Origin of the sequence: Vreelandella malpeensis (assembly GCF_020622355.1) — a bacterium.
GTDB classification, from domain to species: Bacteria; Pseudomonadota; Gammaproteobacteria; order Pseudomonadales; family Halomonadaceae; genus Vreelandella; species Vreelandella malpeensis.
Genome location: NZ_WHVL01000007.1, coordinates 47,217 through 73,709 on the forward strand (window position 1 = coordinate 47,217; position 26,493 = coordinate 73,709).

At 65.4% G+C, this 26,493-nt stretch carries 29 protein-coding genes; 2 read left to right on the forward strand and 27 right to left on the reverse strand.

The window, feature by feature from the left end:
* Genes tssK through tssB form a run of 8 tightly spaced genes read right to left on the reverse strand, consistent with a single transcriptional unit; the run spans position 1 to position 8,504 of the window.
* On the reverse strand, positions 1-1,335 hold the full coding sequence (gene tssK, locus GEV37_RS15120) for a type VI secretion system baseplate subunit TssK (protein ID WP_227391106.1): 1,335 nt from the start codon (positions 1,333-1,335) through the stop codon (positions 1-3).
* Positions 1,335-1,874: a type VI secretion system lipoprotein TssJ gene (gene tssJ / locus GEV37_RS15125; RefSeq protein ID WP_227391107.1), complete on the reverse strand. Its 540-nt coding sequence runs from the start codon at positions 1,872-1,874 to the stop codon at positions 1,335-1,337. Before tssJ ends, tssK begins: the two co-directional genes overlap by 1 nt.
* Positions 1,871-3,247 (reverse strand): type VI secretion system-associated FHA domain protein TagH, encoded by a 1,377-nt coding sequence (gene tagH / locus GEV37_RS15130; protein WP_227391108.1) that lies wholly within the window; start codon positions 3,245-3,247, stop codon positions 1,871-1,873. Before tagH ends, tssJ begins: the two co-directional genes overlap by 4 nt.
* 3 nt (positions 3,248-3,250) lie before the next feature.
* Positions 3,251-4,273 carry a type VI secretion system baseplate subunit TssG gene (gene tssG, locus GEV37_RS15135; protein ID WP_227391109.1) on the reverse strand — a complete coding sequence of 341 codons (1,023 nt, stop codon included), beginning with the start codon at positions 4,271-4,273 and terminating at the stop codon, positions 3,251-3,253.
* Entirely contained in the window at positions 4,237-5,997 is a 1,761-nt protein-coding gene (gene tssF, locus GEV37_RS15140) for a type VI secretion system baseplate subunit TssF (RefSeq protein WP_227391110.1), read from the reverse strand. Before tssF ends, tssG begins: the two co-directional genes overlap by 37 nt.
* An 18-nt stretch (positions 5,998-6,015) precedes the next feature.
* Entirely contained in the window at positions 6,016-6,459 is a 444-nt protein-coding gene (tssE, locus tag GEV37_RS15145; RefSeq protein WP_227391111.1) for a type VI secretion system baseplate subunit TssE, read from the reverse strand.
* Position 6,460: 1 nt separating this feature from the next.
* Positions 6,461-7,945 carry a type VI secretion system contractile sheath large subunit gene (tssC, locus tag GEV37_RS15150; RefSeq protein WP_227391112.1) on the reverse strand — a complete coding sequence of 495 codons (1,485 nt, stop codon included), beginning with the start codon at positions 7,943-7,945 and terminating at the stop codon, positions 6,461-6,463.
* 49 nt (positions 7,946-7,994) lie between these two features.
* Positions 7,995-8,504 (reverse strand): type VI secretion system contractile sheath small subunit, encoded by a 510-nt coding sequence (tssB, locus tag GEV37_RS15155; protein ID WP_227391113.1) that lies wholly within the window; start codon positions 8,502-8,504, stop codon positions 7,995-7,997.
* A gap of 647 nt (positions 8,505-9,151) precedes the next feature.
* Between tssB and GEV37_RS15160 the strand changes: the two genes are divergently transcribed.
* Positions 9,152-9,670 (forward strand): Hcp family type VI secretion system effector, encoded by a 519-nt coding sequence (locus GEV37_RS15160; RefSeq protein WP_126950157.1) that lies wholly within the window; start codon positions 9,152-9,154, stop codon positions 9,668-9,670.
* 71 nt (positions 9,671-9,741) lie between these two features.
* On the opposite strand, the gene GEV37_RS15165 is transcribed toward GEV37_RS15160, so the two are convergent.
* The 14 genes from GEV37_RS15165 to gloA all read right to left on the reverse strand — a co-directional run bounded on the left by GEV37_RS15165 (position 9,742) and on the right by gloA (position 21,448).
* On the reverse strand, positions 9,742-10,224 hold the full coding sequence (locus GEV37_RS15165; protein WP_227391114.1) for a pilus assembly PilX family protein: 483 nt from the start codon (positions 10,222-10,224) through the stop codon (positions 9,742-9,744).
* The gene (locus GEV37_RS15170) at positions 10,205-10,675 is read right to left on the reverse strand and encodes a PilW family protein (RefSeq protein WP_227391115.1); all 471 of its coding nucleotides are present in this window, start codon (positions 10,673-10,675) and stop codon (positions 10,205-10,207) included. Before GEV37_RS15170 ends, GEV37_RS15165 begins: the two co-directional genes overlap by 20 nt.
* Before the next feature lie 10 nt (positions 10,676-10,685).
* A complete protein-coding gene (locus tag GEV37_RS15175; protein ID WP_227391116.1) occupies positions 10,686-11,078 on the reverse strand; it encodes a type IV pilus modification PilV family protein in 393 nt (130 codons plus the stop codon).
* Positions 11,078-11,470 carry a type IV pilin protein gene (locus tag GEV37_RS15180; protein ID WP_338035136.1) on the reverse strand — a complete coding sequence of 131 codons (393 nt, stop codon included), beginning with the start codon at positions 11,468-11,470 and terminating at the stop codon, positions 11,078-11,080. Before GEV37_RS15180 ends, GEV37_RS15175 begins: the two co-directional genes overlap by 1 nt.
* A 62-nt stretch (positions 11,471-11,532) precedes the next feature.
* Positions 11,533-12,486, reverse strand: coding sequence for a 4-hydroxy-3-methylbut-2-enyl diphosphate reductase (gene ispH, locus GEV37_RS15190; RefSeq protein ID WP_227391117.1), 954 nt, complete (start codon positions 12,484-12,486; stop codon positions 11,533-11,535).
* 145 nt (positions 12,487-12,631) lie between these two features.
* Positions 12,632-13,075, reverse strand: coding sequence for an FKBP-type peptidyl-prolyl cis-trans isomerase (gene fkpB, locus GEV37_RS15195; RefSeq protein ID WP_227391118.1), 444 nt, complete (start codon positions 13,073-13,075; stop codon positions 12,632-12,634).
* Between the two features lie 8 nt (positions 13,076-13,083).
* Positions 13,084-13,587: a signal peptidase II gene (gene lspA / locus GEV37_RS15200; RefSeq protein WP_386111697.1), complete on the reverse strand. Its 504-nt coding sequence runs from the start codon at positions 13,585-13,587 to the stop codon at positions 13,084-13,086.
* Between the two features lie 28 nt (positions 13,588-13,615).
* Positions 13,616-16,447, reverse strand: coding sequence for an isoleucine--tRNA ligase (ileS, locus tag GEV37_RS15205; protein WP_227391120.1), 2,832 nt, complete (start codon positions 16,445-16,447; stop codon positions 13,616-13,618).
* Between the two features lie 7 nt (positions 16,448-16,454).
* Entirely contained in the window at positions 16,455-17,510 is a 1,056-nt protein-coding gene (gene ribF / locus GEV37_RS15210) for a bifunctional riboflavin kinase/FAD synthetase (protein ID WP_227391121.1), read from the reverse strand.
* Between the two features lie 101 nt (positions 17,511-17,611).
* Complete coding sequence (gene murJ / locus GEV37_RS15215) at positions 17,612-19,183, reverse strand: murein biosynthesis integral membrane protein MurJ (RefSeq protein ID WP_227391122.1); 1,572 nt, start codon at positions 19,181-19,183, stop codon at positions 17,612-17,614.
* A 75-nt stretch (positions 19,184-19,258) separates the two neighbouring features.
* Positions 19,259-19,525, reverse strand: coding sequence for a 30S ribosomal protein S20 (gene rpsT, locus GEV37_RS15220; protein ID WP_018918970.1), 267 nt, complete (start codon positions 19,523-19,525; stop codon positions 19,259-19,261).
* Positions 19,526-19,759: 234 nt separating this feature from the next.
* Positions 19,760-20,530, reverse strand: a complete 771-nt coding sequence (gene cysQ / locus GEV37_RS15225) for a 3'(2'),5'-bisphosphate nucleotidase CysQ (RefSeq protein WP_227391123.1) — start codon at positions 20,528-20,530, stop codon at positions 19,760-19,762.
* 3 nt (positions 20,531-20,533) lie between these two features.
* On the reverse strand, positions 20,534-20,977 hold the full coding sequence (locus GEV37_RS15230; RefSeq protein WP_227391227.1) for an META domain-containing protein: 444 nt from the start codon (positions 20,975-20,977) through the stop codon (positions 20,534-20,536).
* Positions 20,978-21,007: 30 nt separating this feature from the next.
* Positions 21,008-21,448 carry a lactoylglutathione lyase gene (gene gloA / locus GEV37_RS15235; protein WP_227391124.1) on the reverse strand — a complete coding sequence of 147 codons (441 nt, stop codon included), beginning with the start codon at positions 21,446-21,448 and terminating at the stop codon, positions 21,008-21,010.
* A 194-nt stretch (positions 21,449-21,642) separates the two neighbouring features.
* Here gloA and GEV37_RS15240 point away from each other — a divergent pair, with 194 nt between their 5' ends.
* Positions 21,643-22,719 (forward strand): metal-dependent hydrolase, encoded by a 1,077-nt coding sequence (locus GEV37_RS15240; RefSeq protein WP_227391125.1) that lies wholly within the window; start codon positions 21,643-21,645, stop codon positions 22,717-22,719.
* Here the strand turns inward: GEV37_RS15240 and GEV37_RS15245 are convergent.
* From GEV37_RS15245 to GEV37_RS15265, 5 genes are all read right to left on the reverse strand, one after another.
* A complete protein-coding gene (locus GEV37_RS15245) occupies positions 22,716-23,462 on the reverse strand; it encodes a C-type lysozyme, inhibitor (protein WP_227391126.1) in 747 nt (248 codons plus the stop codon). The genes GEV37_RS15240 and GEV37_RS15245 overlap by 4 nt on opposite strands.
* Before the next feature lie 39 nt (positions 23,463-23,501).
* Positions 23,502-24,011, reverse strand: a complete 510-nt coding sequence (locus tag GEV37_RS15250; protein ID WP_227391127.1) for a DUF3087 family protein — start codon at positions 24,009-24,011, stop codon at positions 23,502-23,504.
* Between the two features lie 74 nt (positions 24,012-24,085).
* Positions 24,086-25,150 (reverse strand): 3-deoxy-7-phosphoheptulonate synthase, encoded by a 1,065-nt coding sequence (locus GEV37_RS15255; protein ID WP_227391128.1) that lies wholly within the window; start codon positions 25,148-25,150, stop codon positions 24,086-24,088.
* 4 nt (positions 25,151-25,154) lie between these two features.
* Positions 25,155-25,310, reverse strand: coding sequence for a hypothetical protein (locus GEV37_RS15260; protein WP_227391129.1), 156 nt, complete (start codon positions 25,308-25,310; stop codon positions 25,155-25,157).
* Between the two features lie 367 nt (positions 25,311-25,677).
* The gene (locus GEV37_RS15265; protein WP_227391130.1) at positions 25,678-26,472 is read right to left on the reverse strand and encodes a ferredoxin reductase domain-containing protein; all 795 of its coding nucleotides are present in this window, start codon (positions 26,470-26,472) and stop codon (positions 25,678-25,680) included.
* Between the last annotated feature and the right edge of the window lie 21 nt (positions 26,473-26,493).

Consider the following 26,493-nt stretch of genomic DNA (forward strand, 5'->3'; position numbering starts at 1 on the left):
TTAACTCCTGATCGCCCAGAACTGCATTTCCAGGCCCGGGAACTCCCCGGCCACGTGGAACGCGAAGCCGCTGGCGCCGTCGAGCATGCTCCAGGCCTCGCTCTGGCGATCCAGCTGGAAGTAGGTATAGCCGGCGTGGTAGGGCAGCTCCCGCGGCGCCACCGGCAGCGGCTCGAGCGGAATGCCCGGCAGCTGCAGGCTGATGAGATCGCGAATGCGCTCGACGCTGGCCACCTTGGTCTGTTGCAGGAACAGCTTGCGCAGCCGCTCGTTCGGCATGTCGGCGCGCACCGCGAGGATGAACTGGGCGGACTCGATCAGGCTTGCGTCGGACAGCGGCGCCACCAGCAGGCCGAAGCGGCGCGACTGCAGCTGGATCGCCACCGCGCGGGGCTCGAGCACCGTCGAGAGCGCCTGGCGCAGCATCCGCATCAAGGGCTTGAAGGCGCGCTCCGGGTGATCGTGGTCGTAGGCCGGGCACTCCGGCGGCAGGCGCGACTCGTCGGTGAAGGTGATCAGCTCGCAGGCGACTTCATGCATGGTGTCGTAGAGACGCTCCGGATGGAGCTGGCCCAGGCGCGCCAGGTGCTGAAAGCGCGGCTGGGCGCGGTTGAGAAGCTGCAGCAGCATGAAGTCGGCGACGTCCGCCACCCCCGCCTGGTGGGGCGTGGAAAGGCGCTGGGCGATGTTGCGCGCGCGTTCGCGCATCAGCCCCGCCATCTCGCCGACGAAGCGCTGAAGGCCAGGCGCCGCCTGAACGTTCAAAAGCGTCGGCAGGAACTGTTCGTCGAGCACCAGGCTTCCGTCCGGGCGGCGCTCGACGATGCGCGCCACCGCAAGGCACGCGTAGCCGCTGCGATCGTCGCGCTCGAGCAACAGCCGGGGCGAGACGCGAGCGACGTCGAGCTCTGCCGAGGCACCTTCCTGAGAGTGCAGATCGCGCACGCTGCGCGTGGTCATCCGGTAGCGCGCGGGCAAATCGTCCTCGGGCCAGCGCACCTCGCCGACACCGTCGGTGGCAAGCGGAATGCCCAGGTATACCACCTGGTTGGTGAGGCTGGCGTCAGCGACCTCGAGTGCGGCGGGCTCCAGATCGTCCCCGGGCAGGTGGAACGCCACGCCGTCCGGCATCACGCCGCTGGCACGACTCAGGGCGATGCGCCCGAAGCTCAGGAATTCCTGGTTGAGCTCGAGGGTCAGAAAGCCGTAGAGATAATGGCTCACGCCCTTGAGCCGCGTATCCAGAAGCCCTTCGAGACTTCGCTGCTGCTGCTGGAAGTGCTGAGGCTTGATGAACAGCCCCTCGCTCCAGACCACACGGTTACGACTGGCCATTACTCCTCCTTCCTTAGCTCGACTTCGCTGTCACGGAGGTGAACGAGCAGGTGATAGTGTTCGGCGCGGCTTTTCACCTTCACGATCTTCTTCCACTCGGCCTCGTTGGGGGTGGCGTAGAAGGCGATCAGCCCGATGTAGCGCGTCTGTTCGTCGACCTCGAAGGGCTCGTAGAACTTCCACTGGCCCGGCAGCAACGTGAAGTCGTCATGGGCCAGGTAGTTGGTGCCCAGTGCCTCCTCCAGATCCGCGCTGAGCTGGCCCATGTCCGCGGCCATCAGCATCGAGTCGTCCTTGAGCTGCAGAAGCTGGAAGCGCAGCGGCGTCCCTTCACCCTCGACATTGGGGTTCACGTCCGGCTCGGCGACCATGCTCAAATCGACCAGCGTCGGACGATCTTCCGGGTAGCCCACCGGGATCGACGGGTCGCGCATGACCTGCCAGGACTTGCCTGCGGCCTCCCGGGTCGAAGCGCAGCCAGCAAACAGCAGGCACAGACAGGCAATACCTGCCAGCCGTGCGAACGTGGCGGTGCTCATGGCGTTTCCCGCTGCTGGCGGCGCACGGACTGATCGTAGGCCTGTTCGAAGACTTCCCAGAAGAGCTTCTGGAAGCCCTGCTGGCGGTTCGAGTTGAGCTCGCGGTAGTAGTGCTGGTACATCTCCCAGGCCCAGCCCTCCTCGTTCTCGATGCGGTTGCCCGCGCCCCGGTAGGCGTGGAAACGCTTGAGCATCGCCTCCGGCGAGAAGGCATCGAGAATCGCCCCCAGCGCGTCCTTGATCGCCTCCTCGACCGCGGCCTGGTGCTGGCCCTGGTGGCGCAGGCTTTCGGCCACCGCCTCCGGCGCGGAGAGGTGCACGTAGCTGCGCTGGGCCGAGAACATGGTCTCGGCGGTCTGCTCGAAATCGAGCCCCAGGCGCAGCGGGTTGTCCTCGATGGGCTGGAGGCGGCGGTCGCGCAGCGGGTACCTGCTGTCGTTCTGGGCCTGCTGCAGGGTACGCAGCCCGTCGATGGTGGCGCGCAGGGTCTGCCCGGCCTCCTCGAGAAACGCCTGCTGCTCGCCGCTGTCACGAAACGCAAGATCGAGCCCCAGACCCCGGAGCAGCGGGTCGGCGCCGACGTGGCTCAGCTCCTGCGACCTTGGCGCCTGCCAGCGGTCCTCCAGTTGTTCGCCTACCGAGCGTTCCAGGTCGTTCAGTTGCCGCTCATCCATGTCTATGCTCCTCTGCGTTCTCGTACCGGTTAGGGATTTGATATCGGGAAGGCGTACTGCCTCCTCGCGGGGTTCGCGTGCGCTCTGACCGTAGTGCTCGTGGCGGGTGAACGGCAGCTCCTCCAGCGGGTCGATACCGCGGCTGCTCGGCTCGCTGTCGTCGAGCGCTCTCATCGGGTCGTGCTGGAGCGAGCCGGGGATCACCCCGCCCAGCGCCTCGATCGGGTCCTCGCGCTGATCGAATTCGAGCTCGCCATTCCGCTCGCGCTGCAACGGCCCGGTGCCGACGTCGCGGGTGACGTCATCCTGCTCGTCGTCGACCAGGGTGGTGAGCGAATGCATGCCCGGCTGCCAGGCGTGGCGGTTGCCCAGATGCACCTTGAGCCGATAGACGCCCACGGTCAGCTCGTCGCCGTCGCGCAGCGCGACCTTGCGGTTGCGCCCTACTGGCAGCGTGGCGCCGTTGATGAAGGTGTAGCCGCTGGTATCCACCAGGCAGAACTTGCCATCGACCTTGGTGATCTCGGCGTGGTGCGGCTTGATGCGTCGCGCCTGGTCTTGAAGCAGCCAGCCATCGAACTCGCCGCTACCGAGCGTGCCGCCGTCGCTTTGGAAGACGTGACTGCTGGAGGAGCGGCCCTCGAGCTGTTCGCTGTTCAGGACCACCAGAGTGATGGCGTCAAACGGGTCGGCTTGCATGGCTTAACTCGTCATTTGAATACGGACGCGACGACGCGTGCTCTCTTCGTCGCTCTCGGGGTCCACGAAGGTGGTCCAGCCCAGCTGGCACGAGCCCGCGTCACCCAGACGCATCGGCTTGACCTCGCTCTCCAGCAGTTCGATCTCCAGGTCGTAGGCCAGAGGCTCGCGCAGCACGAAGCTCACCAGGGTCTTGAGCGGCGCGTGCTCCTGGCCATCGGGCAGGAAGTCGCGAAACCGCTCCAGGGTCAGCCCGCGCAGGCACAGGGCGAACTTGCCCTGCACGTCGGCGACGCGCTCGCCGGCCACCATGTCCTGGCCCAGCGTCATGGCGCCGAGCCCGGCGCGACTGCGCTGGTCGAGCGGAATCTCCACCCAGCGCTTGACCCACTGCTCGATCTCGACGCGGGCCAGATCGAAGCAGTGGCTGACGATGCCGCAGACCACCTCCGGCGAGCGCGAGCGCCCCGCCAGAAGTCCGGCGTAGGCGAGCATCTTGCTCCAGTTGATCGGCGTCTCGCCGCGCAGCCCTTCATCGGCCAGCCCCACCAGGGCGAATACCGCTGCCGAGAAACCGTCCCGGGCATTGTCCTGGTAGCGCACGTGGTGGCGGTACTTGCGCCAGTTGCGGTGCATCAGGGTCAGCAGGCGATGGTTGAAGAAATCCAGGAAATCCCCCGCGCTGCCCTCCTGGTGAGCCGAGGCGTGGGCCAGGGCTTCCAGGTAGTAGCTCGGCAGCGGCGACTGCGCGCCTTGCAGGCCCAGAAAGCTCACCTCCATGGCGTACTGGCCGCGTTCGCCGGCCTCGAGCGCCAGCACGTCGCTGCCGGGAAAGCCCAGCGACGCCGAGGTGCGGTAGTTCACCCGTGACAATGCGGGCACGCTACCGCCAGGCCGCGGCTCCAGGTCGTCGTCGTGACGGCGGTGCAGCAGCTCGACGAGCTGGAAGAATTCGTAGCGGCGCGCCCGGTCCACCAGTGGCGCCGGCACTACATCAGGGGCTGCTGCCCCTCCTGCATGCTCCATACGTAGCGCTCCTGGTTGTGCCGGTTGATGACCTGCAGCTCGTGAAAGGCGTTGATGCTGGCGTACAGCGAAAAAAAGCGCGCCAGCACGCTGCCGAACAGATACAGGCTGCCTTCGTCGCCGAAGGCCTCCTGGTCCAGGGTCATGACCGAGCGCAGACCGCGCACCGGCAGGCCCCGGCGCAGCCGATCCACCGGCTGCGTATCGATAGTGACGATGCCCGACAGGCGCTTTTGCGCGATGCGTTCGGCCTGGCGGTCGACCAGCGCGCGAAAGTCGTAGGCCTTGAGCACCGCGCAGAGCGCGTCGCGGTCGAGCAGCGACAGGTAGTTCAACGACAGGTTCGAGATCAGCACCCACAAGAGCTTGTCGTCGATGGCGGGGCGCAGTACCGGTGTGGGCCGGGTGATGTTGCGAAATCCGGCGAAGGTCGGGCTGTTCTCGGTCTCCACGCAGATGTCGCCCACCGTCAACTGCTCGGGCAGTTCGCGATTGCTGCAGGTCAGGCGCAGCGATATCGTCTCGCGCCGTCCCAGGCACTCGGCTTCGTCGCCGCGCACGAAGGCGATGTCATGATCGAAGCCATCGCCGCGCAGGCTCGCGCCGACCCGGGCGCGGTAGTAGAGCGACTCGCGGCCGCGGTCGCGTTCGATCTGGTGCTGGAAGCTCTCGAAGGGCACATAGCGCCGGTCGCCGCTCTGGGCACCGCCGCTGCCCTCGAGGCGGCCCTCCACCTCGTCGATGCTGAACACCTCGAAGTGCGACGGCGCCTTGCTGCTCGGGCGAATGCGGTACTCGCTGCGCTCGCCGGTCAGGTCGATCGGCTCGGCGTCGTGCTCGAACAGGTTGATCGCCGGCGTGCAGTAGAGCGCCAGGTGCTCGTCCTGCAGGCGCGCGTCCGTGGGCAAGGGGCGCTTGAACATGAAGCGCAGGGTCACCCGCGAAGCCGTGCGGACCGGCATCACGTCGGCCAGCCCGTGGACATCGAAAAAGTGGAACGCCTCGGGGAAGCAGAGATACTCCTGCAGGATGCGATAGCCCTGATGGACGTTGCGCGGATACGGCAGAAGCGCCTGATCGGCATCGAACCCCACGGCGCGCAGCGCGCTCGTCGGCAGGGTCCGGCGCTCGCCGTCCACCTCGAGCTCGAGGCACTCCAGGTAGTGACTCATCCACAGGTAGAGCGTGCGCGCGGTGTAGCCGTCGCCGCCCAGGTGAAGGCGCAGCGAATCGAGCCCGAGCTCGTTCATCGGCTGGTCGCTGTGCACGTCGAGCGCGAGCTCGACGATGGAACTCTCGCGGGTGTGGCGCGCGGTGACACCAGCGTGGGCCAGCGGATGGAGCGCAACGTCGTGGCAGGTGCGAAACAGGCAGGTCGTGCCCTCCACCGGCATGCTCGAAAGCTCGGTGCCGCGCGCCACCTGCTGACGCTGGCTCAGCACGTGCCAGGCCGGCGTGAACTGCACCACCGCCATGCTCGGCACCGGGCGCAGGTAGTTGGGCCACAGCATGCCGATCAGCGAGTGGGTCAGCTCGGGGAACTCGTCCTCCACCTTCTCGCGCATTCGCCCGGTCAGAAAGGCGAAGCCCTCCAGCAGGCGCTCGACGTCCGGGTCGGTGCTGCGCTCGGAGAGAAAGCGGCTGAGCCCGGGGTTCGCCTCGGCGAACTCCCGGCCCTGGCGCTTCAAGAAGTTGAGTTCATCGCGATAATAGCGGTTGAGCATGGGTGTCTCGCCGCGCCGTCAGTCGAGGCACTGATAGCGCTTGTTGTTGAGCAGCAGATCGATCGTGGCCTGGGTGCGGTCGTGGCCGAGGTCGACGGTGGCGTGCACCTGAAAGCGCAGCTGGAGGGGGTCGCCCGCGTTGGGCAGCGACTCCACCTCCACCCGCTTCACCCGTGGCTCGAAGCGCTCGATGCACTGGCGAATCGCCTGCTGGATGTTGAGCTCCAGGTCGAGTACGCCGATGGTGGCATCGTTGAAATCCAGAAGCCCCAGCTCCGGCGCGCAGGCGCTGTTGCCCGGGTGGCTGTTGAGAAGCTCCACCAGGTGACGCTTGATCGACTCCACCACCTCGGCCAACCGGTTCTGCTCGGTGAGCGCCTGCGGCTGGTGAGAGGTCGCCAGGCGCTCGAACAATCGGCTGCCCAGGCGCCCATTGCTGTGCGTGGCCATAGCGTGGTTCACCTCACTCCTTGTCGAGACGACCCACCAGGGAGAGCTCGAAGTTCGCCCCCATGTACTTGAAGTGCGGGCGCACCGACATCGACACCTGGTACCAGCCCGGCTCGCCCTCGACGTCCGATACCTGGATCGACGCGGCACGCAGCGGGCGACGGCTGCGCACGTCCGCCGGCGGGTTCTCCTGGTCGGCTACGTACTGACGAATCCAGGCGTTGAGCTCGCGCTCCAGGTCCTGGCGCTCCTTCCAGGAGCCGATCTGCTCGCGCTGGAGCACCTTCACGTAGTGTGCCAGGCGGTTGATGATGAACATGTAGGGCAACTGGGTGCCGAGCTTGAAGTTGGTCTCCGCCGCCTTGCCTTCCGCGGTATTGGGGAAGGTCTTGGGCTTCTGCACCGAATTGGCCGAGAAGAACGCGGCGTTGTCGCTGCCCTTGCGCATGGTCAGCGAGATGAAGCCCTCTTCGGCCATCTCGAACTCGCGCCGGTCGGTGATCAGCACCTCGGTCGGGATCTTCGCCTGCAACTGACCGAAGGCCTCGTAGGTGTGTACCGGCAGATTCTCGACGGCACCGCCGCTTTGCGGGCCGATGATGTTCGGGCACCAGCGGTACTTGGCGAAGCTGTCGGTGAGCCGCTCGGCCAGCAGGTAGGCGGTGTTGCCCCACAGGTAGTGCTCGTGATCTTCGCTGACCGTCTCGCGGTAGTTGAAGGTCTTGACCGGGTTCTCGATCGGATCGTAAGGCGTGCGCAGCAGAAAGCGCGGCGCGGTCAGGCCCAGATAGCGCGCGTCGTCGGAGTCGCGCAGGCTGCGCCAGCGAGCATACTTCGGCCCTTCGAAGATGGCCTTCAGATCCTTGATATTGGGCAGTTCCTCGAAGCTGTCGATGCCGAAGAACGACGGCGCCACCGAGGACATGAAGGGTGCATGCGCCATGGCGCCGACGGCAGAGGTGTACTGCAGAAGCTTCATGTCCGGCGTCGAAGGCGAGAAGTCGTAGTGGCCGATGATGCCAGCCACGGGCTCGCCGCCGAACTGGCCGTATCCCGCGTTGTAGACGTGGTGGTAGAGCCCGCTCTGGCTGACTTCCGGCGCGAACTCGAAGTCCTCGAGCAGCTCCTGCTTGGTGGCGTGGAGCACGTCGAGCTTGATGTTCTCGCGAAAGTCGGTGCGATCGACCAGAAGCTTCAAGCCGCGCCAGGCGGATTCGAGCTGCTGGAACTCCTGGTTGTGCAGCACCTCGTCCACCTGATGGCTGATCTTGCGATCGAGCTCGATGATCATGTCGTCGACGATGGACTTGTTGACCTTGGGCGTCGACTCGTCGCCCGCCAGCAGCTGGGCAATGAAAGCGGCGACGCCTTGCTTGGCCACGTCGTAGCCTTCATCGGCGGGTGCCATGCGGGTCTGCGCCATGACCTGATCCAGCAACGAAACCTCTTCGGTCTCCGCCTGGGCCGCCGGGGAGTGCTGTTTAGCCGTCTTGCTCATCGTTTAGCCTCGCATTTGGGTAGGAAGTGCCACGGGGAAACCCGGCGACTCACTCGTCGCCCTTGGAATCTGTATCCAGAAGCTCCAGCTCGCTCAGCAGCTGCTGGCGCGCCTCGTCGCTCTCCAGCAGCTTTTGCAAACGATCCCGAAAAGCGGGTACGTTACCCAAGGGGCCTTTCAAGGCCACCAGCGCATCGCGCAGCTCGACCAGCTTGCGAAGCTCCGGCACCTGCTTGGCGATGGCGTCCGGCGAGAAGTCCTCGAGGGACTTGAAGGAAAGATCCACGGCCATCTCGTCAGGCTCTTCGCTCTCCTCGAGACGGTTGGTGACCGAGGTCGTGAGCGTAAGACCGGCCTCGCGCATCACCGACTGGAAGTTGTTCTTGTCTACCGAGACGGCCTGGCGCTCCTCGATGGGCGTTTCTTCTTCGCCGCCCTTGAAGTCGCCTACTACCAGCAGCTTCAGCGGCAGCTCCGACTCCGCCTGCTGGTCACCGGTGGCCGGAACGTACTTGATGTTGATGCGTTCTTTGGGTGCGACGGTGCCTTGTTTAGCCATGAGTGCGTCCTGAAAGTGAAAAAATCGAACGTTTCAGTCAATATTCGTCAATCTATAAACGCTAACGAATCTGCTTTGACGGCGCCAATGGGTCATTTTTAAACACTAAGATGCAAGGCGTTCGATGCGAACATGTCGTATCTGCACGTTAGGAACATTTAGGCGACTTTTTGCCGAATTTAACCTTGCAACCAATCTTCCTTAACTTTTGAAAACGTGTTTGTAAGACATTTCTTACATTAGCTGTCAGCAATGTCTTAATAAAAAAGACACGGTTTTCTTACGTCAAAAGTTATATTTCCGGTGCTTTTAATAAGAAGTCACGTATAACTTCCGACCAAAAACAGTGATAGGTGCATCGATAAACGGACAAGTTGTTTCTTAATCGATGAGAAACAAGGCGAAGAGGAGATTTACGCAAAAGCAGAGCAGTGACGCTTCGAAAATACAGGCAACCCCTTGCCCATCAGGCAATGGGTTGCCTGAAAATAGGCAGCCTATTGCCTAATATAAATTAGCCTTAAAATACGATTTAAAACTAACCGCATGTAAAAAAAAGGATATTTTTTCTTGGCATGCGCCTTGCCCTTTATTAAGCGTTCATCGGGCGATATCGCCCTGTTCACTCACGATAAAGGAGATCCATCATGCCGACACCTTGCTATATCAGCATCGAAGGCCAGACCCAGGGCAACATCACCGCCGGCGCCTTCACCCCTGATTCCGTAGGCAACATCTACGTGGAAGGTCATGAAGACGAAATGCTGGTCCAGGAATTCAAGCATGTCGTGACCGTTCCGACCGACCCGCAGTCCGGCCAGCCTTCCGGCCAGCGTGCGCATAAACCGTTCGTCTTCACCGTCGCGCTGAACAAGGCCGTGCCGCTGATGTACAACGCCCTGGCTTCCGGTGAAATGTTGCCCAATGTGGCGCTGAAGTGGTACCGCACCTCCGTCGAGGGCAAGCAGGAGCACTTCTTCACCACTACGTTGACCGACGCCACCATCGTCGACATCAACCTGCGCATGCCGCACGCCCAGGACATCAACAAGGCCGAGTTCACCCAACTGATGGACGTGTCCCTGGCCTACCGCAAGATCGACTGGGAACACACCGTCGCCGGCACCTCCGGTTCCGACGACTGGCGCGCGCCGATCGAAGGCTAAACGCTTTCGCTCTGCCCGGAAAACCCCTTCTTCGCGAAGGGGTTTTTTCGTGCGTCACCGCCTGGCCGCACTTATTCCCACCTGACCCGCGTACTCGCGTCGTCATGCTCCAAGCGCACGAACACCGCTTCGCTGTGAGCGATCAATGTCTCCTCGGCGGTATCGTCGTGAACCACGCCCAGGGCGAGGGCCCATCGCTCGCCGCGACGCAGCACCGGCAAGAACAGGCAGCTGCGCTCGGCACAGGCAAAAGAGACCGCCGGGTGGCGGGCGAGCGTCGACCAGCGTAGGGGCTGCTCGTCGATGCTGGGTGCCTGCTCCCAGGCGAGGGTGTCGAAGCGCGCCAGCGCCCATCCGGCGGCGCGCTCGGCGCGCATCTGGGCCTGCAGGGCGGCACGATAGTTGGCCGCCAGACGCTGGTCGATCAGCGCCGACTGGACACCGACGATCCCCAGCATCAGCGCGCTCGCCATCACCACGATGACGAGCGCCAGAACCGCACCGCGTTGGCGGGTCGGCGACCCCGCGCCCGGCTCAGGGCGACGCGCCGGCATCGCTCAGCACGCCCTGGCGAGGAGTGACGTGAAAGACGACATCACGCCCTTGCGGGCCCAGCGGCAGAGCGACGTTGAGCGCGCCGTTTTCACCGGCGACGCCCAGCGGTTCATCGCGCGCGCAGGCGCCCTCGCCGTGCCGGTCGAAGGACGCCAGCGGCTGCGCGGCGGCGAGATCCAGGACAGTGCAGCGGCACTTCTCGGCCACGCCCTGGCAGCGCAGATGAAACAGCGTCTCGCTCGAGGCATGGACGAGATCATGGCGGCGCAGGCGATCGGCGAGCACGGTGGCGGTGTACACCAGGCTCTCCTGCTGGCGCCCCAGGCGCTCCACGTGAGCAAAGGTGGTGACACTTGTCAGCAGCAGCTGACCAGCGGCGATGACCAGCAGACTCGCGATAGCCAGCGCCACCAGCACCTCGCTGAGAGTGTAACCGCCCTGCTCGCTCATGCGCCTCCTCCTAGGGTTTGACGGGTAGCTCGAAACGAAAGGCAAACGGCGCACTGCCCGGCGCCGCGTGGACAATGGTGATCTGGAAGTCGCAGGCGTCACGCTGGATACTGCCCCACGCCGTTTCTGCCAGCGCCGCTTCCGGGTGCTGGAACCAGTGCCGTCGCCAGGCGCTTTCGATACGCCCGACCTCGATCTCGGCGCACTGCTTGGTATGCCGATACGCTGCCCAGAGTTGCTCTTGGGCATCCAGCGCGGCCACGCTCGCCAGCGCCCGGCGGTAGCCTTCGTCAGCGCTATCCAGCGCCTTGAGCTGCATGGCGGCTGCGCCGACCAGCCCGAGCGACAGAACTACCAGCGCGATCAGCGCCTCCACCAAGGAGAAGCCGCGCTGGCCGCTCATCACCAGCACGCCGTGGGAAAGCGCTCACCTAGCCCATCGAGCGCCAGCGGCGTTTCGCAGCCGTCGTTCTTGTCGGTGGTGGCAGTGAGCAGGTAGCCGCCGGCGCCGGCGGTGAAGGCGAGCCGATAGCGGCCGTCGGGGGAGGTCGGGGAGATCGAACAGCCCGCGTAACGCTGATTTCGCGCATAGCAGCGCTCGAGGTCGGCGGCGGCGTTGACCAGCCCCGCCTGGGCATCGGCGCGAAGCGAATGGTGTAGATAGCGCTGATAGCTTGGGTAAGCGATGCCCGCCAGGATAGCCACGATCGCCACCGTGACGAGCATTTCGATGAGGGTGAAGCCGCGTGAGCGCCACCGTTGGACAGCGGCGCGGCCCGTTAGGAAAGAAGCCACTCGACAGGTCTCGTTTTAGTTAGCCCATACGCCCAGTATGGCCAAAACGCCCGTCGTTTGCATTACCCGCTGACGATCACCTGTTCACGCAGCTCCCTGGGCATCGAGAAGGTGATGTTCTCCTCGCGACCGGCAAGCTCGGTGGGATCGGTCGCGCCGAGGCCCTTGAGCCGTTCGATCACGCCCTTCACCAGCACTTCCGGGGCGCTGGCGCCGGCAGTGACGCCGATGCGCGAGACGTTCTCGAGCCAGGCGCTTTGGATCTGCTCGGCGTTGTCGATCAGGTAGGCGGGCGTGCCGATGCGCTCGGAGAGCTCGCGCAAGCGGTTGGAGTTGGAGCTGTTGGGGCTGCCCACCACCAGGATCAGGTCATTTTCGGCGGCGAGTTCGCGCACCGCGTCCTGACGATTCTGCGTGGCATAGCAGATATCGTTCTTGCGCGGGCCTTGGATCTCCGGGAATTTGTCGCGCAGGGCGTCGATCACCTTGGCGGTGTCGTCCATCGACAGCGTGGTCTGGGTGACGAACGAAAGCGTCGCCGGATTCTCGACCTCGAGATTGGCGACGTCTTCTTCGTCCTCGACCAGATAGATGCGCCCGCCGAAGGAGGTATCGTAGCGCCCCATGGTGCCCTCGACCTCCGGGTGCCCCTGGTGGCCGATCAGGATGCACTCCTGACCGCGCTTGGCGTAGCGCAGCACCTCCATGTGCACCTTGGTAACCAGCGGGCAGGTGGCATCGAACACCTTGAGCCCGCGCCGGTCGGCATCCTCCTGGACCGCGTGGGAGACGCCGTGGGCGGAGAAGATCACGATGACATCGTCCGGCACCTCGTCGAGCTCCTCGACGAACACCGCGCCGCGCTCGCGCAGCGAATCCACGACGAACTTGTTGTGGACCACTTCGTGGCGCACGTAGACCGGCGGGCCGAACACGTCGAGTGCCCGGTTGACGATATCGATGGCGCGGTCCACCCCGGCGCAGAAACCGCGGGGATTGGCCAACTGAATGGTCATCGGATGCGTCGATTCCGAAGGCTCTGTATGGGGTGCGTGCATAAAGGCGCCTTGATGCGTGAGCATCGCTTGATGGATGAAAGCCTGTACTCTACCAGACAACCGCGCGCCGAACGCGTTCGGTTCGCAGCGGGGCGTGCCGGGCTCAGTGCGTGGTGGCCGGCTTGACGTCGAGCACCTCGACCTCGAAGGTCAGTGTACGCCCGGCCAAGGGATGATTGAAATCAACCTCGACCCGATCGCCGTCGATGGTCTTGACCACGCCAGGAAGCTCGGTGCCCGCCTTGTCGGCAAAGGACATCACCATGCCGACCTCCGGCTCGTCGTCGCCGAAGTCGGCGCGCTTGAGCAGCTGGATGTTCTGGGCATTGTGCTGGCCGAAGGCGTGCTCCGGGGTGATCTCGAAGGCGCCCTGCTGACCCGGCGCGAGCCCCTTGATCGGATGCTCGAAGCCCGGCGGCAGGTTGCCATCACCGAAGGTGAAGGTGGCCGGGGCTTTCTCCCTGGTAGAGTCGACCACCGTGCCATCCTCGAGCTTCAGGGTGAAGTGCAGGGTAATCTCCATACCCTCGTCGATGACGTAGTCCATGCGTGCTCCTAGTGGGTGCTGTCGGCCGGTGCGGCCTTGCGACGGCGCCGGTCGCCCATGAAGGATTCCCAGATCAGCCCGATGGCGCCCAGGGTAATGCCGATGTCCGCCACGTTGAAGGCCGGGTAGTACCAGCCGGCGACGTGAAACGACAGGAAATCCACCACGTAGCCGTGCACCAGCCGGTCGAACAGATTGCCCAGCGCCCCGCCGATGATCAAGGGCAGCGAGATCGCGAGCAGCTTCTCGTCGGCGCGAATGCGCGACAGCCACACCGTCAGGCCGATGCTCGCCCCTACGGCGACGATGGCGAAGAACCATCGCTGCCAGCCGGGGTGGCTGGCCAGGAAGCTGAACGCGGCGCCCGTGTTGTGCAAAAGACGCAGATCGAAGAACGGCAGCACCTCTACCGGGCGATTGTAGACGAGCATATGGCTCAGCGCGTACTTGCTCGACAGATCCAGGGCGATGACCGCCACGGCGAGCCACAGCCAACGAAGCGGCTGGCGCATGGGCGGTCGAGCCATCGGAGCAACGGAATCAGGCATAGCGGCGCACCTCGCCCGGGCCGTCCGGCAGGTTCAGGATCGAGCGCTCGCACAGCGTCGGGTGCTCCGGATGGCTGCCCACGTCCGGGCGGCGCTCCCAGCTGCGCTCGCACTTCTCATAAGGACTCGGCGTCACCGCCACCTTGAGACCTTCGAGCTCGCTGTGCGCGCCCTCCGGAGCCTTGGTAAGCGGCGCAAGCGTCGCCTCGGAGGTGATCAGCACGAAGCGCAGTTCGTCCTCCAGGCGCGAGAGCACGGCGTCGAGTTCGTCGCTCACGAAAAGTGTCACCTGGCTATCCAGCGACCCCTTGATCTCGCCTTCGTTACGCGCCTCTTCCAGGCGCTTGTTGACCGCCTGTTTGACCTCGAGCACCCGCTCCCAGAAGGCGCGCCCCATGGGTGCGTCGTCGTCGAGGGCCTCGAGCCCCTCGTAGTAGGTCTCGAGCAGCACGCTGTCGCCGCGCTCACCGGGGATGTGCTCGAAGATCTCCTCGGCGGTGAAGGAGAGGATCGGCGCGATCCAGCGGCTGAGCGCCTCGATCACGTGGTACAGCGCGCTCTGGCAACTGCGCCGGGCGAGCGAATCGGGCTGGGTGGTGTACTGGCGATCCTTGATGATGTCCAGGTAGAAGCCGCCCAGGTCGCGGGCGCAGAAGTCGTGCACCTGCTGGTAGACGTCGCGGAAGCGATACTCGTCGTAGGCGGTCTGGATGCGCGCTTGAAGCTGCAGCGCGCGGTCGACGATCCAGCGGTCCAGGGCGATCATGTCGTCGAACGCCACCTGATTGGTCGCCGGGTCGAAGCCGTTGAGGTTACCCAGCAGAAAGCGCGCGGTATTGCGGATACGCCGGTAGACGTCGGCGGTGCGCTTCAAGATCTCGTCGGATACCGCCATCTCGCCGGAGTAGTCCGTCGAGGCGACCCACAGGCGCAGGATGTCCGCGCCGAGCTTGTCCATCACCGCCTGCGGGGCGACCACGTTGCCCAGCGATTTGGACTGCTTGCGCCCTTGGGCGTCCACCGTGAAGCCGTGGGTCAGAAGCTGGCGATAAGGGGCGTGGCCGTCAATGGCAGAACCGGTCAAGAGCGACGAGTGGAACCAGCCGCGGTGCTGGTCCGAGCCTTCCAGGTAGAGATCCGCCCGCGGGCCGCTCTCGTGGCCCTGCGGGTGGGAACCCCGGAGCACGTGGCGGTGGGTGGTGCCGGAGTCGAACCAGACATCGAGGGTGTCCATCACCTTGTCGTAGTCATGGGCCTCGGCGCCGAGCAGCGCCTGCGGATCGAGGCTGAACCAGGCGTCGATGCCCTGCTCTTCCACGCGCTTGGCGACTTCTTCCATCAGCTCGACGGTGCGCGGGTGCAGCTCGCCGGTCTGCTTGTGCAGGAAGAACGGAATCGGCACGCCCCAGTTGCGCTGGCGCGAGATGCACCAGTCCGGACGGTTGGCGATCATGCTGTGCAGCCGCGCCTTGCCCCAGGCCGGGGTGAACTGGGTGGCCTCGATCGCCTCCAGCGCCCGCTGGCGAAGGGTCTTGCCATCCTTGCCCGCGATGTCCATGCCCACGAACCACTGGGCGGTGGCGCGGTAGATCACCGGGGTCTTGTGGCGCCAGCAGTGCATGTAGCTGTGGGTGATGGGCGTATGGGCCATCAAGGCGCCGGCCTCGTCGAGAGCCGCGACGATCTTAGGGTTGGCCTTCCAGATCATCTGTCCGCCGAACAGCGGCAGATCATCCACATAAACGCCGTTGCCCTGCACCGGGTTCAGCATGTCATCGAAGCTCATGCCGTAGGCGCGGCAGGTGTTGAAGTCGTCGACGCCATAAGAGGGCGCGGAGTGGACGATGCCGGTGCTGCCGATCTCGCTCTCGACGTAATCGGCCAGGTAGACCGGCGAGCGGCGATCATAGAGCGGATGGCGGAAATCGATCAGCTCGAGCGCCTGACCCTTGGCGGTGGCGATCACCTCGCCGTCGAGGCCAAAGCGCGCCAGGCAGCTCTCGACCAGCTCCTCGGCGAGCAGCAGCAGGCGCTCGCCGGTGTCGACCAGCGCGTAGGTGAATTCCGGATGGACGTTGAGCGCCTGATTGGCGGGAATCGTCCAGGGCGTGGTGGTCCAGATGACCACGGCGGCAGGCTTGGCCAGGCTCTCGAGGTCGAAGGCCGCGGCCAGCTTGTCGGCATCCTCCACCGGGAAGGCGACGTCGATGGCGTCGGACTTCTTGTCCTGGTACTCCACCTCGGCCTCGGCCAGGGCGGAGCCGCAGTCGAAGCACCAGTTGACCGGCTTGAGGCCCTTGAACACGAAGCCCGCTTCGACCATGTCGGCCAGCGCCCGGATCTCCCCGGCTTCGTTGGCGAAGTCCATGGTGCGATACGGGTGATCCCAGTCGCCGATCACCCCGAGGCGCACGAAGTCGGCAAGCTGGGTCTCGACCTGGGCGGCTGCGTACTCGCGGCACAGCGCACGGGCCTTCGCGGGCTCCAAATGCTTGCCGTGGGTCGTCTCCACCTTGTGCTCGATGGGCAGGCCGTGACAGTCCCAGCCCGGCACGTAAGGCGCGTCGAACCCGGCCAGGTTCTTGGACTTGACGATGATGTCCTTGAGGATCTTGTTGAGCGCGTGACCGATATGGATGCTGCCGTTGGCGTAGGGAGGGCCGTCGTGAAGCACGAACAGCGGCGCACCCGCGCGCGCTTCGCGCAGACGCTGGTAGAGGTTCATGTCCTGCCACTGCGAGACGCGCCCCGGCTCCTGCTTGGGCAGCATGCCGCGCATGGGGAAGTCGGTGTCAGGCAGGTTCAACGTGTGCTTGTAGTCCATAGTCCGGTCAGCCGTCGTTAGCATCGGCGTCGTCCGCCGAAGGGAAATCAGAAGAAGCGGCCTCTCGCCCGAGCGGCGCCGAAGCCAGCCAGCCCTCGCCTGCAGGGCGTGCGAAAGTCGCGTTGGAAGTCGTGTTCGTCAAACCGAAGTAGCGCCGCGCCCGCGCCTGGTCACGCTGGATCTGCGCCTTCAGCGCCGCGAAGTCGTCGAACTTCACCTCGCCGCGCAGGCGCGCGCAGGGAATCACCGTCAGCCGCGTACCGTAGAGATCGCCGTCGAAATCGAACAGGTGCACCTCGAGGGTCGGCCGCGTGGCGCCTACCGTGGGCCGAAAGCCCACGTTGGCGACCCCGGGGTAGCGCCGGCCATCCTCGAGCTCGCCGATCACCGCGAACACCCCGCGTAGCGTCAAAGGCTTCGGCAGCAGCGGCAGGTTGGCCGTCGGCGCGCCGATGGTGCGCCCAAGCTGCTGGTCGCGCACCACCCGCCCGGCGAGCGAATAGGGCCGGCCCAGCAGGCGCTCGGCGGCGGCGAAGTTGCCGCTGGCGAGCAGCGTGCGCACCCGCGTGCTCGACACCCGCTCGTCGTCCAGGGTGAAAGTGCGGGTGTGCTCCACGCCGAACCCCTCGGCGTCGCCTACCGCCTTCAACAGCTCGAAATCGCCACGCCGGTCACAGCCGAAGCGAAAGTCGTCGCCAACCACCAAGTGCTTCACGCCGAGCCCCTCGATCAGCACCCGATCGATGAATTCACGCCCGGTGAGGCTTCGAAGCGCCTCGTTGAAGGCCAGGCACAGCACCCGTTCGGCGCCGAGCTCGCCCAGCAGGCGCACCTTCTCGCGCAGGCGCGTGAGCCTGGGCGGCGCCTGCTCGCCGGCGAAGAACTCCCGGGGCTGGGGCTCGAACACCACCACCGTCAGCGGCACGCCAAGGTGCGCGGCGTGCTCGCGGCACTGCTCGAGTATCGCCTGATGGCCGCGATGCACGCCGTCGAAGTTGCCGATGGTGGCAACGCAGCCGCGCGCGCTGGCGTCTAGATTGTGCAGACCTCGTATAACGTGCATGGCCCCTCGGTCGGTTAATGCGTGCCAGTCAACGTGCCCGTCGATAAAGCCTTCGATTATAACGAACGCGCCTCGAAGGTGCAGTCAAGATTGCCTGCGGCTCAGCTCTGGATCCTGAAATGGCGCGGCCGCAGCCCCAAGGCCCCCAGCCAGGCGAAATAGACCCCGCCGCCCAGCACCACCAGCCCCAGCGCCCAGCTCACCCGAAGTGAAAGGCCGACATCGAGCCAGGCCTGCCAGGGCGGCGCGGCCGCATGGAGCGCCGCCCCCATCAGGGCGCTGCCGCCCAGCAGCTGCACCGCGTAGCGCCCCCAGCCGGGCTGAAATACCAGCACCCGCTCGCGGTGCAGCAGGTAGCCGAGTAGTCCCGCGTTCAGAAACGCCGAGAGCGCCGTGGCCAGCGCCAGCCCCGCATGAGCCAGCGGCCAGATCAGGATCAGGTTAAGCACCATGTTGGCCACCATGGCAATGATGCCGACCTTGACCGGTGTCCTGGTGTCCTGGCGCGCGAAGAAGCCCGGCGCCAGCACCTTGATCAGCATGAAGGCCACCAGCCCCACGGCGTAGGCGCGCAGGCTCATCGCCGACATCTGGATGTCGCTGTCGGTCATCGCGCCGTAGTGGAACAGCGTGATCAGTAGCGGCTCGGCCAGTACCACCAGCGCCAGGGCGGCGGGCACACCGAGCAGCAGCACCATGCGAATGCCCCAATCGAGCATTCGCGCGAAGTGCTCGCCGGAGCGCTCGGCGTGGCGCTTGGAGAGAGCGGGCAGGATCACCGTGCCGATCGCCACGCCGAACACCCCGAGCGGCAGCTCCACCAGGCGGTCCGAGTAGTAGAGCCAGGAGACGCTGCCCGCCGCCAGCAGCGAGGCCAATATGGTATCGAGCAGCAGGTTGATCTGGGACACCGAGACCCCGAACAGTGCCGGCGCCATCAGCTTGAGAATGCGCTTGACGCCGTCGTGGGCAAAGTTGGGCCAGGGCGTGGGCAGAAGCCCGAGGCGGTAGAGAAACGGCACCTGGAAGGCAAGCTGGGCGACGCCGGCGATCAGCACCCCCCAGGCCAGCGCCATGGCGGGCTCCTCCATCAGCGGCATCAGAAAGAGCGCCGCGCCGATCAGCGACAGGTTCAAGAACACCGGCGTGAAGGCGGGAACGGCGAAGCGGTTCCAGGTATTGAGCACGGCGCCGGAGAACGCGGTCAGCGAGATCAGCAAGAGATACGGGAAGGTCAGCCGCAGCATGTCCGCGGTCAGCGCAAGCTTCTCCGGATCGCGCCCGAAGCCCGGGGCGAACAGCCAGATCAGCCAGGGCGCGGCGAGCATGGCAAGGGCCGTGATCAGCGCCAGAAGCGCGGTGAGACTGCCCGCCACGGCGTCGAGAAGCTCGCGGATCTCCTGCTTGTCGCGGCGTGTCGAGTACTCCGACAGCACCGGCACGAAGGCCTGGTTGAAGGCTCCTTCGGCGAACAGCCGGCGCAGGAAGTTGGGAATCTTGAAGGCGACGAAGAACGCATCCGCTCCGTTGCCCGCGCCGAGGAACATCGCCACCACCACGTCGCGTACCAGCCCCATCACGCGGGACAGCATGGTCATCGAGCTGACCACCAGCCCCGAGTGCATCAATCCGCGCTTGGCGACCTGGGTCGGTTCAGAGGAGGGTTCGGTCATCGTGGTCCGTCGATCCTGGGTGGGTACGGGCACAAAAAAACCGGCCGTAGCCGGTTTTTCCAAGACGCTGCCGGCTTACGCTGCCAGCGCTTTAATTCGCTTGTTCAAGCGGCTTTTCAGGCGTGCGGCCTTCTTCTTGGACAGCACGTCCTTGTCGGCGATGCGGTCGACGACCGGCTGCATGGCCTTGAACTCTTCCATTGCCTTGGCGTGGTCACCGGTACCGATCGCCTTGATCACGCGCTTGATGTAGGTGCGGACCATGCTGCGTTGGCTGGCTTTCAGGACGCGACGAGTCTCGGCCTGGCGGGCGCGCTTGCGAGCTTGCTTGCTGTTCGCCACTGGTATCTCCTTGGAGAATAGGGTTGCCTGATCGGCAACGAATGAACTATGTGTCTGTCGACTGGCCGTGGCCAGTGCTCGACATTTCCGTAACAACCAATTGATCCGGCGAGCTTTTCTGCTCTGCCAGAGAGTGAAACGCGCAGCTTGATCGCTGCCCGTCCACGGATCTTGTCTGAGAGGATGGCGAAGTCTATCACGCAATGCCCTGCCTTGCCAGCGCTTGTCAACCGCTCAGGGACGGCGTCCCCAGACGAAAAAGCTCGGGTTCTGCACCTGACGCGGGGCGGCATAACTCAGCGGGTGGCCCTGGGCGTCGATCATGCAGCCGCCGGCCGCCTCGACCACCGCCTGAGCGGCGGCGGTATCCCACAGACTGGTCGGCCCGAAGCGGGGATAGACGTCCGCCGCGCCTTCGGCAATCCGGCACGCCTTCAAGGAGCTGCCCATGGGCGTCACCCGATGCGGGCCGAGTGCGCGCAGCCAGTCGTCGAGGCGCGCGTCGCGGTGGGAGCGGCTGCCCAGCACGTGAAACCCCTCGGTGCCCGGCGCCCGGGTACGAATGGGTCGCCAGTCGCTTTCGCCTTTCACCTTGAAGGCGCCCAGCCCACGGGCCGCCAGATAGCTTTCGTCGAGCGCCGGCGCCACCACCACGCCGAGCACCGGCGCCCCCTGGCAAATCAGCGCGATGTTGACGGTGAACTCGTCGTTGCGCTTGATGAACTCCTTGGTGCCGTCCAGCGGATCGACCAAATAGTAGGTGGCGTCGGGCCCGGGGCCCGAAAAGCGCTCCACGCTTTCTTCGGAGAGAATCGGCGTGGCGGGATCGAGGCGCTCGAGCGCTGCAACGATGCGCCGGTTGGCGAGCAGGTCGGCCTGGGTGACCGGGCTCTGGTCGGCCTTAAGCGTGACCGCGATCTCGTTGCGGTAGAGCGTCATGATGGCCTTGGCGGCGTCGCGCGCGATGCGCCACACCGCCTCGAGCCGGGCCTGGTCCGCCGTCAAGGCCTAGTTCGCCTTGCGCCAGCCGCCGAGCACGCGGCTGTCCGGGCCGAAGAACACCACCCGGTCGTGATCGATCAGGTAGCGGTAGGCGTTCTCGAGCATGCCGGTCACCCGCTTGGCGTCCTCGAGCTTGGCGCAGCCCATGCGCGTGGTGGCGAGCTCGCCCACTTCGATGCGCTGGCTCTCGCCCAGCCCGACCGTGCCGTTGAAGGTATTGCAGCCATCGCTGCCGGCAATCTTGCCGTCGCGCGTGATCTGGAAAAACGCCGGCTGTGGCATGGACAGGCGTTCGTCGGTGCCCATCAGCAGCAGATTCCAGCGCGCGCCCACCAACGGCCCGGAAAGCCCGCCATCGCCTTGGGAGACCGGCGCGCGGGACGCGTTATCCGGCGTGCTGCTGCAAGCGGCGAGCACCAGCGCGGTGCTCACGGCCAAAACGCTCAACAAGTGTCTTTTCACCCCAAACGCTCCTATGCGTTACCAGCTGCCGCTGTTTTCCATGGAGGCCCAGGGCTCCTGGGCGGGCAGCGCCTCGCCTTTCTGCAGAAGCTCGATGGAGATGCCGTCCGGCGACTTGACGAAGGCCATGTGGCCATCGCGCGGCGGGCGATTGATGGTGACGCCGGCCTGCTGGAGCTTGTCGCACAGCGCGTAGATGTCATCGACGCGGTAGGCGAGATGGCCGAAGTTGCGCCCGCCGTCGTACTCTTCCGGGTCCCAGTTGTAGGTCAGCTCGAGCTCCGGGGCGGTGAGGCGCTCGGAGCGCTCGGCGTCTTCCGGCGCGGCGAGGAAGATCAGCGTGAAGCGGCCCTTCTCGCTCTCCTTGCGACGCACCTCCTGAAGGCCCAGCAGATCGCAGTAGAAACGCAGTGAAGCGTCGATGTCGCGAATACGCACCATGGTATGTAGAAACTGCATAGAGACTCCCTTCTATCTATCGGTCGCGATAAGTGAAGATGCAAGCGGGATAATGGGAACAGAATAGCCGGGATTGAGCAATCGCTGAAGTGCAGCGCCAGCGTTTAATCTGTACAACACCGCTACACGCGACGGCGACAACAACAATGTCGCACAATAACGCCACTTTCCCGCTCTCTTACCAAGGAATCACCGTGGACTCGATCACACAAGCCGCCCTGGGGGCTGCCGTGGGCGGCGCCGTCATGGGCCGACGTCTGGGCCGCAAGGCGGTCTTGATCGGCGCGCTGCTGGGCACCCTGCCGGATCTCGATGTGGCGCTGGATTACGGCGACGCCATCGCCAACGTCACCGAGCACCGCGGTTTCAGCCATTCGCTGTTCGTGCTGACGGGGCTTGGCACCCTGCTGGCGCTGGTGTGCCGATACTTCGTCCGTCCACGCCTGTCGCTTGCCCGCTGGTGGTGCTTCTTCACCCTGGCGCTGGTCACCCACCCGATGCTCGACGCGCTGACCACCTACGGCACCCAACTGCTCTGGCCGCTGGACGTCGTCCCCGCCGCCTGGCCGATCGTGTTCATCATCGACCCGCTCTACACCCTGGCGCTGCTGGGCGGACTCGTCGCCGCCTGCGTGTCGCGCCGGGTCGTGCACTACTGCGCCCTCGGGCTTTTGTTCTCGAGTTTTTATCTGCTGATGGCAGCGGGCATGAAGGGCGTGGTCGAGGCACGCCTGGCGCCGGTGCTCGAGGCGCAGGAGCTGTCACAGGCGCCGCGCATCGTCCAGCCTACGCCCTTCAACATCCTGCTGTGGCGGGCCACGGTGGTGGAAAACGAGCGGTACGTCGAGAGTCTCGTCAGCGTCTTCGACAATGAGGCGCCGCGCCTCGAGACCTTCCAGCGCGAGCAGCAGCCGCTCGAGAAGATCGCCCTTGCGACAGCCAAGGGAGAACGGCTCGCCTGGTTCAGCGGGATGTTCTTGCGCTACGACATCGAGTCCATCGACAGCATGGAAACGCTGACCGCCACCGACCTGCGCCTGGGATTTCCGGGCTTTCACCCGTTCACTTTCACCCTGGCGACCCGTGAGAACGGCGAGTGGCAAGCGGTGGCGGCGAGCGAGCAGCGCCCCTCGCAGCGAGGCCTGAGCCGTGAAGCGCTGGGGCAACTCGTCCGCCGGGCACTGGGCGACGAGAACGCGCTGTGTGCCAGTGCCTTGATCACGCCCGAATGGCGGGTGGCAAATACGCGCTACGGCTGTCAGGCGCCCTAAGGCGCGATGCCCTGGCCACAGCCGCTGTACTGCTCGCCCTGATAGGTGAGCGTGACCCGGGCGGGGTACGGCGCGCCGCTCGCCTTGTCAAAGCAGGCGCCAGCGTCGATGCGCAGGCGAAAGAAGGGCTCGACGTCGGCGCTCTCGAGCACCACCCGCCCGGCCTGGTTGTCCAGCACGCTGATCATGTAGGGCTGGTGCGTAGCCGGCGCCGTAGCGGTCTCGATGGCAAGCGTCGGCACGTCGTGGGCAAGCGTCACCTGCCAAGAAGGCTCTCGCCCCTCGGCCTTGAACATCACGCCGGGATTACCGGCCCGGGTCAGCGCCTTGCGCTCGCCCGCCTGCTGGCACTGGAGCTGGCCACGCGGGGTTTCCACCAGCGCGCGCTCGCCGCGATCCCAGAAGCTGATGTCGCCGTCCTGATAGCGCGCGCCGTCGGCCACCACCGCCCGGGGCAACTGCCAGGCGCCGTGCAACGACCACAGCCGCAACGTCTGGCCGTTGTCGGCGCCGATGAGGTGCTGGTTGGCGGGTTGGCAGTGCCAGGCCTGGAAGCCGTCGGCGCTGCCGGGAAACAGCGCCGAGGGTAGAAATGGCGCGGCATTGTCGGCGATAGGGGTCGCCTGCGGTGGCGTCGGCGCGCTGGCGCAGCCGGCAAGGCCGGCCCCGAGGCAAAGCGCGCCCACGCCCTTGAGAAACGTCGCCCTGAAGAGAGTCGACTTGAGAAGGGTCGAATCGAGCATGGGGGTTCCCTGTATTTTTCTGACGGCAAGCGTTGCGCGCTAGTCGCGAGTGAAGGCGCCGAGATCGTTCGGATCGAAGCTTGCCGCCTGCTCGGGCATGCCGAGCGCACGGCGCCGCTCGGTGATCCGCGCCTTCTGCGCCTGGCGCTCGGCGTCCTGCGGGGCACGATCATTGAGCGCGACGACCTGATTGATCCCCGCGTGGTAGAAGCTCAGGATATCGAGCGCGGCGCGGTTGTCCTGCCCTGCCTCCCGGGTGAGCGCGCCCTGGTAGCCATTGATGCGCGACAGGTGGCTTTTGAGCTGCCAGACATAGTTGATCTCGGCCATCCAGGGGCGCTCCTTGAGCACCGCGAACAGGGCGCTGGTGGCAAGAAGCCCCAGCAGGATGCCGAGCCCGTGGGCCCACAGGGCGCTCTCCAGCACGCTGCTCAACAGAAGCGAGAACAGCATGCCGAAGATGATCAACTGGCCGACCATCATCACGCTGATCATGCGCGCCTTGCGCCGGTAGCGCGCGGGGCTCTGCTCTTGCAGGGTGAAGGCCATCGCTCGTCTCCGCTCAAATAGCGCCCATCATACGGCGATGCCCGGCCTTGGCAAGCGCGCCCGCCAACGCAAGGTCACTGGCCGGCCAGGCGCTCGGCGGCGGTCTTGAGAAGATGCTCGGTGGTTTCCCAGCCCACGCAGGCATCGGTCACGGAGACGCCGTAGCGCAGCGCCCCGGCGTCGAGCGCCTGCTTGCCCTCGTGAAGATGGCTTTCGAGCATCAGCGCCACCAGGTCGGTATCGCCTTCGCGCCGCTGGTCGAGCACGTCGAGCATCACCTCGCTCTGGCGGCGGTGATCCTTGCGCGCGTTGGCGTGGCTGCAATCGACCATCAGCCGCGGGTTCTGCCCCGCCTCGCGCAGCCGGGCGGTGGCGGCGCGCACGTGATGCGCCTGATAATTGGGCTCGCCGTGGCCGCCACGCAGCACCACGTGGGTGTGCGCATTACCGGCGCTCTGGCGCATCACCGGGCGGCCCTGGGCGTCCTGGGCGAAGCGCTGGTGCGGGTGGGCGGCGGACTGCATGGCGTCGATGGCCACCTGCAGGTCGCCGCTGGTGGCGTTCTTGAACCCCACCGCAGCGCGCAGGTCGCTGGCGAGCTCGCGATGGAGCTGGGACTCGGTGGTGCGCGCGCCGATCGCCACCCAGCTCAGAAGATCCTCGAGATACGGCGCGAGCATGGGCTGCAAAAGCTCCGTGGCCACCGGCAGGCCGCGTGCGGCGACGGCGTGCATCAACTCCCGCGAGCGGGTCAACCCGCGCGCCATGTCGCCTTCGCCGTTCAGGTCCGGGTCGTAGGCCATGCCCTTCCAGCCAACGGTGGTGCGCGGCTTCTCGACGTAGACGCGCATCACCGGCAAAAGCTGCCCGCTGACTGCCTCGCTGAGCGTGGCGAGCCGGTCGGCGTACTCGAGGGCGGCGTCCGGATCATGGATCGAGCAGGGGCCGACCACGACCAAAAGCCGCTTGTCGTCGCCGGCGAGGATGCGCTGGACGGCCTGGCGCTGCCGGTCGAGTCGCTCGCTCAGGGCGGCATCGACGCGAATGCGCTCGAGCAGCTCCGCTGGCAGTGGCAGGGGCGTGGACGCCGTAGCAGAAGCTTGGAGATGGGAAGGGGTGGCGGTCATCGGTGCGTTCATGGTTTCAATTCTCGTTCGGCAAGGGACATCGGGTTTCGGTTGTGCCACCCACGTTGGCCCGGCCGGAGGTGGCTGCCTGTTCCGACCGCGCGACGCTAAATCGCCAGCCATAACCATACCCCTGGATGAAGGCAGCGAAAGCGTTGGTGTAAGCGGTCATGGTGCAACTCCTCGATGAAAGTGTCGTGAATCCTCGGGTACCCGAAACGCAAGAGCCCCGGCGGGTCGTCCCGCCGGGGCTCTTGCGTTCGGCAGGCAACCGGGTCTCGGTATGCCTGCGGGCGCGGCTAGGCGCCCGCCCTCGGCATACCGGGGCTAAACCAATAGACGTACTGACCGAACACGCACGCTGACCGCGCCGTCAAGCGAGGCGCGATGAGAGTCAGCGGTGCGTGAGTCAGAGAAGTCATGGTGTCGTCCGGTCAAGGCCAAAGGGCCTGCTCGATAAGCGTTGTAGCTCTATCCTGCCTGCATCCGTGCCAAATGACAACTGCGCAGGCTGAAGGACTATCTTGCAGACAGAAGAACTATTTCGCCGGGCGCGGGGCGTAGGCGAAGACATCCGAAAACAGCCGCTGCGCGCTCACCCCGTGAGCCTCGAGCACGTCCACGCAGGCGTAGACCATGCCCGGTGAGCCGGAGAGATAGACATCGCACTCGGCGACGGCCACGCGGGCATCGTCGAAGCCGAGCGTCGGCAGCGCCCGCTCGAGCACGTCGTCGATGCGCCCCTGGTGATGAGCGATGCGCGGGCTCTCGGCCAGCGGCCGGGCGAGTTCGAGCTCGGTGACCGCGTGAAAATGGACGTTATCGAAGCGCGCCGCCCAGTCGCTGGCAAGCTGCTCGGCGTAGAGGTCGTCGTGCTCGCGAGCCGCCCACCAGATGAACACGCCGCGCCTGGGCTGCGCTTCGAGCACCGCCTCGACGATCGCCTTCATCTGGGCAAACCCGGTGCCGGCGGCAATCAGCAGCAAGGGGCGCGTGCTCGTCATGTCGAGCACGCACTCGCCGCCGGGCAGGCGCACGTCGAGCTCGCCGGACAGGGTCAAGAGCCTGCGCAGTCGGGCGGAGTTTTCACGCTCCGGGCGGTGCTGGATGTGAAGTTCAATCACGCCATCCCCCCGACGGTGGCTGGCGATGGAAAACGGCACCCAGGTGTGTGAGTCGAGCGCGAGCTCGAGGTACTGGCCCGGCAGATGGTCTATCGCCGCCGGGTCGCCCTTGAGGGTGACACCCAAAACGCTCGGGCTCAAGTCGACGACATCGATGATCTGACAGGTAACCGTTTGACGCGCGGGCGCGCTCGGCGTCGTTGTGCTCATGAAAGCCTCTTGTGAAAATTC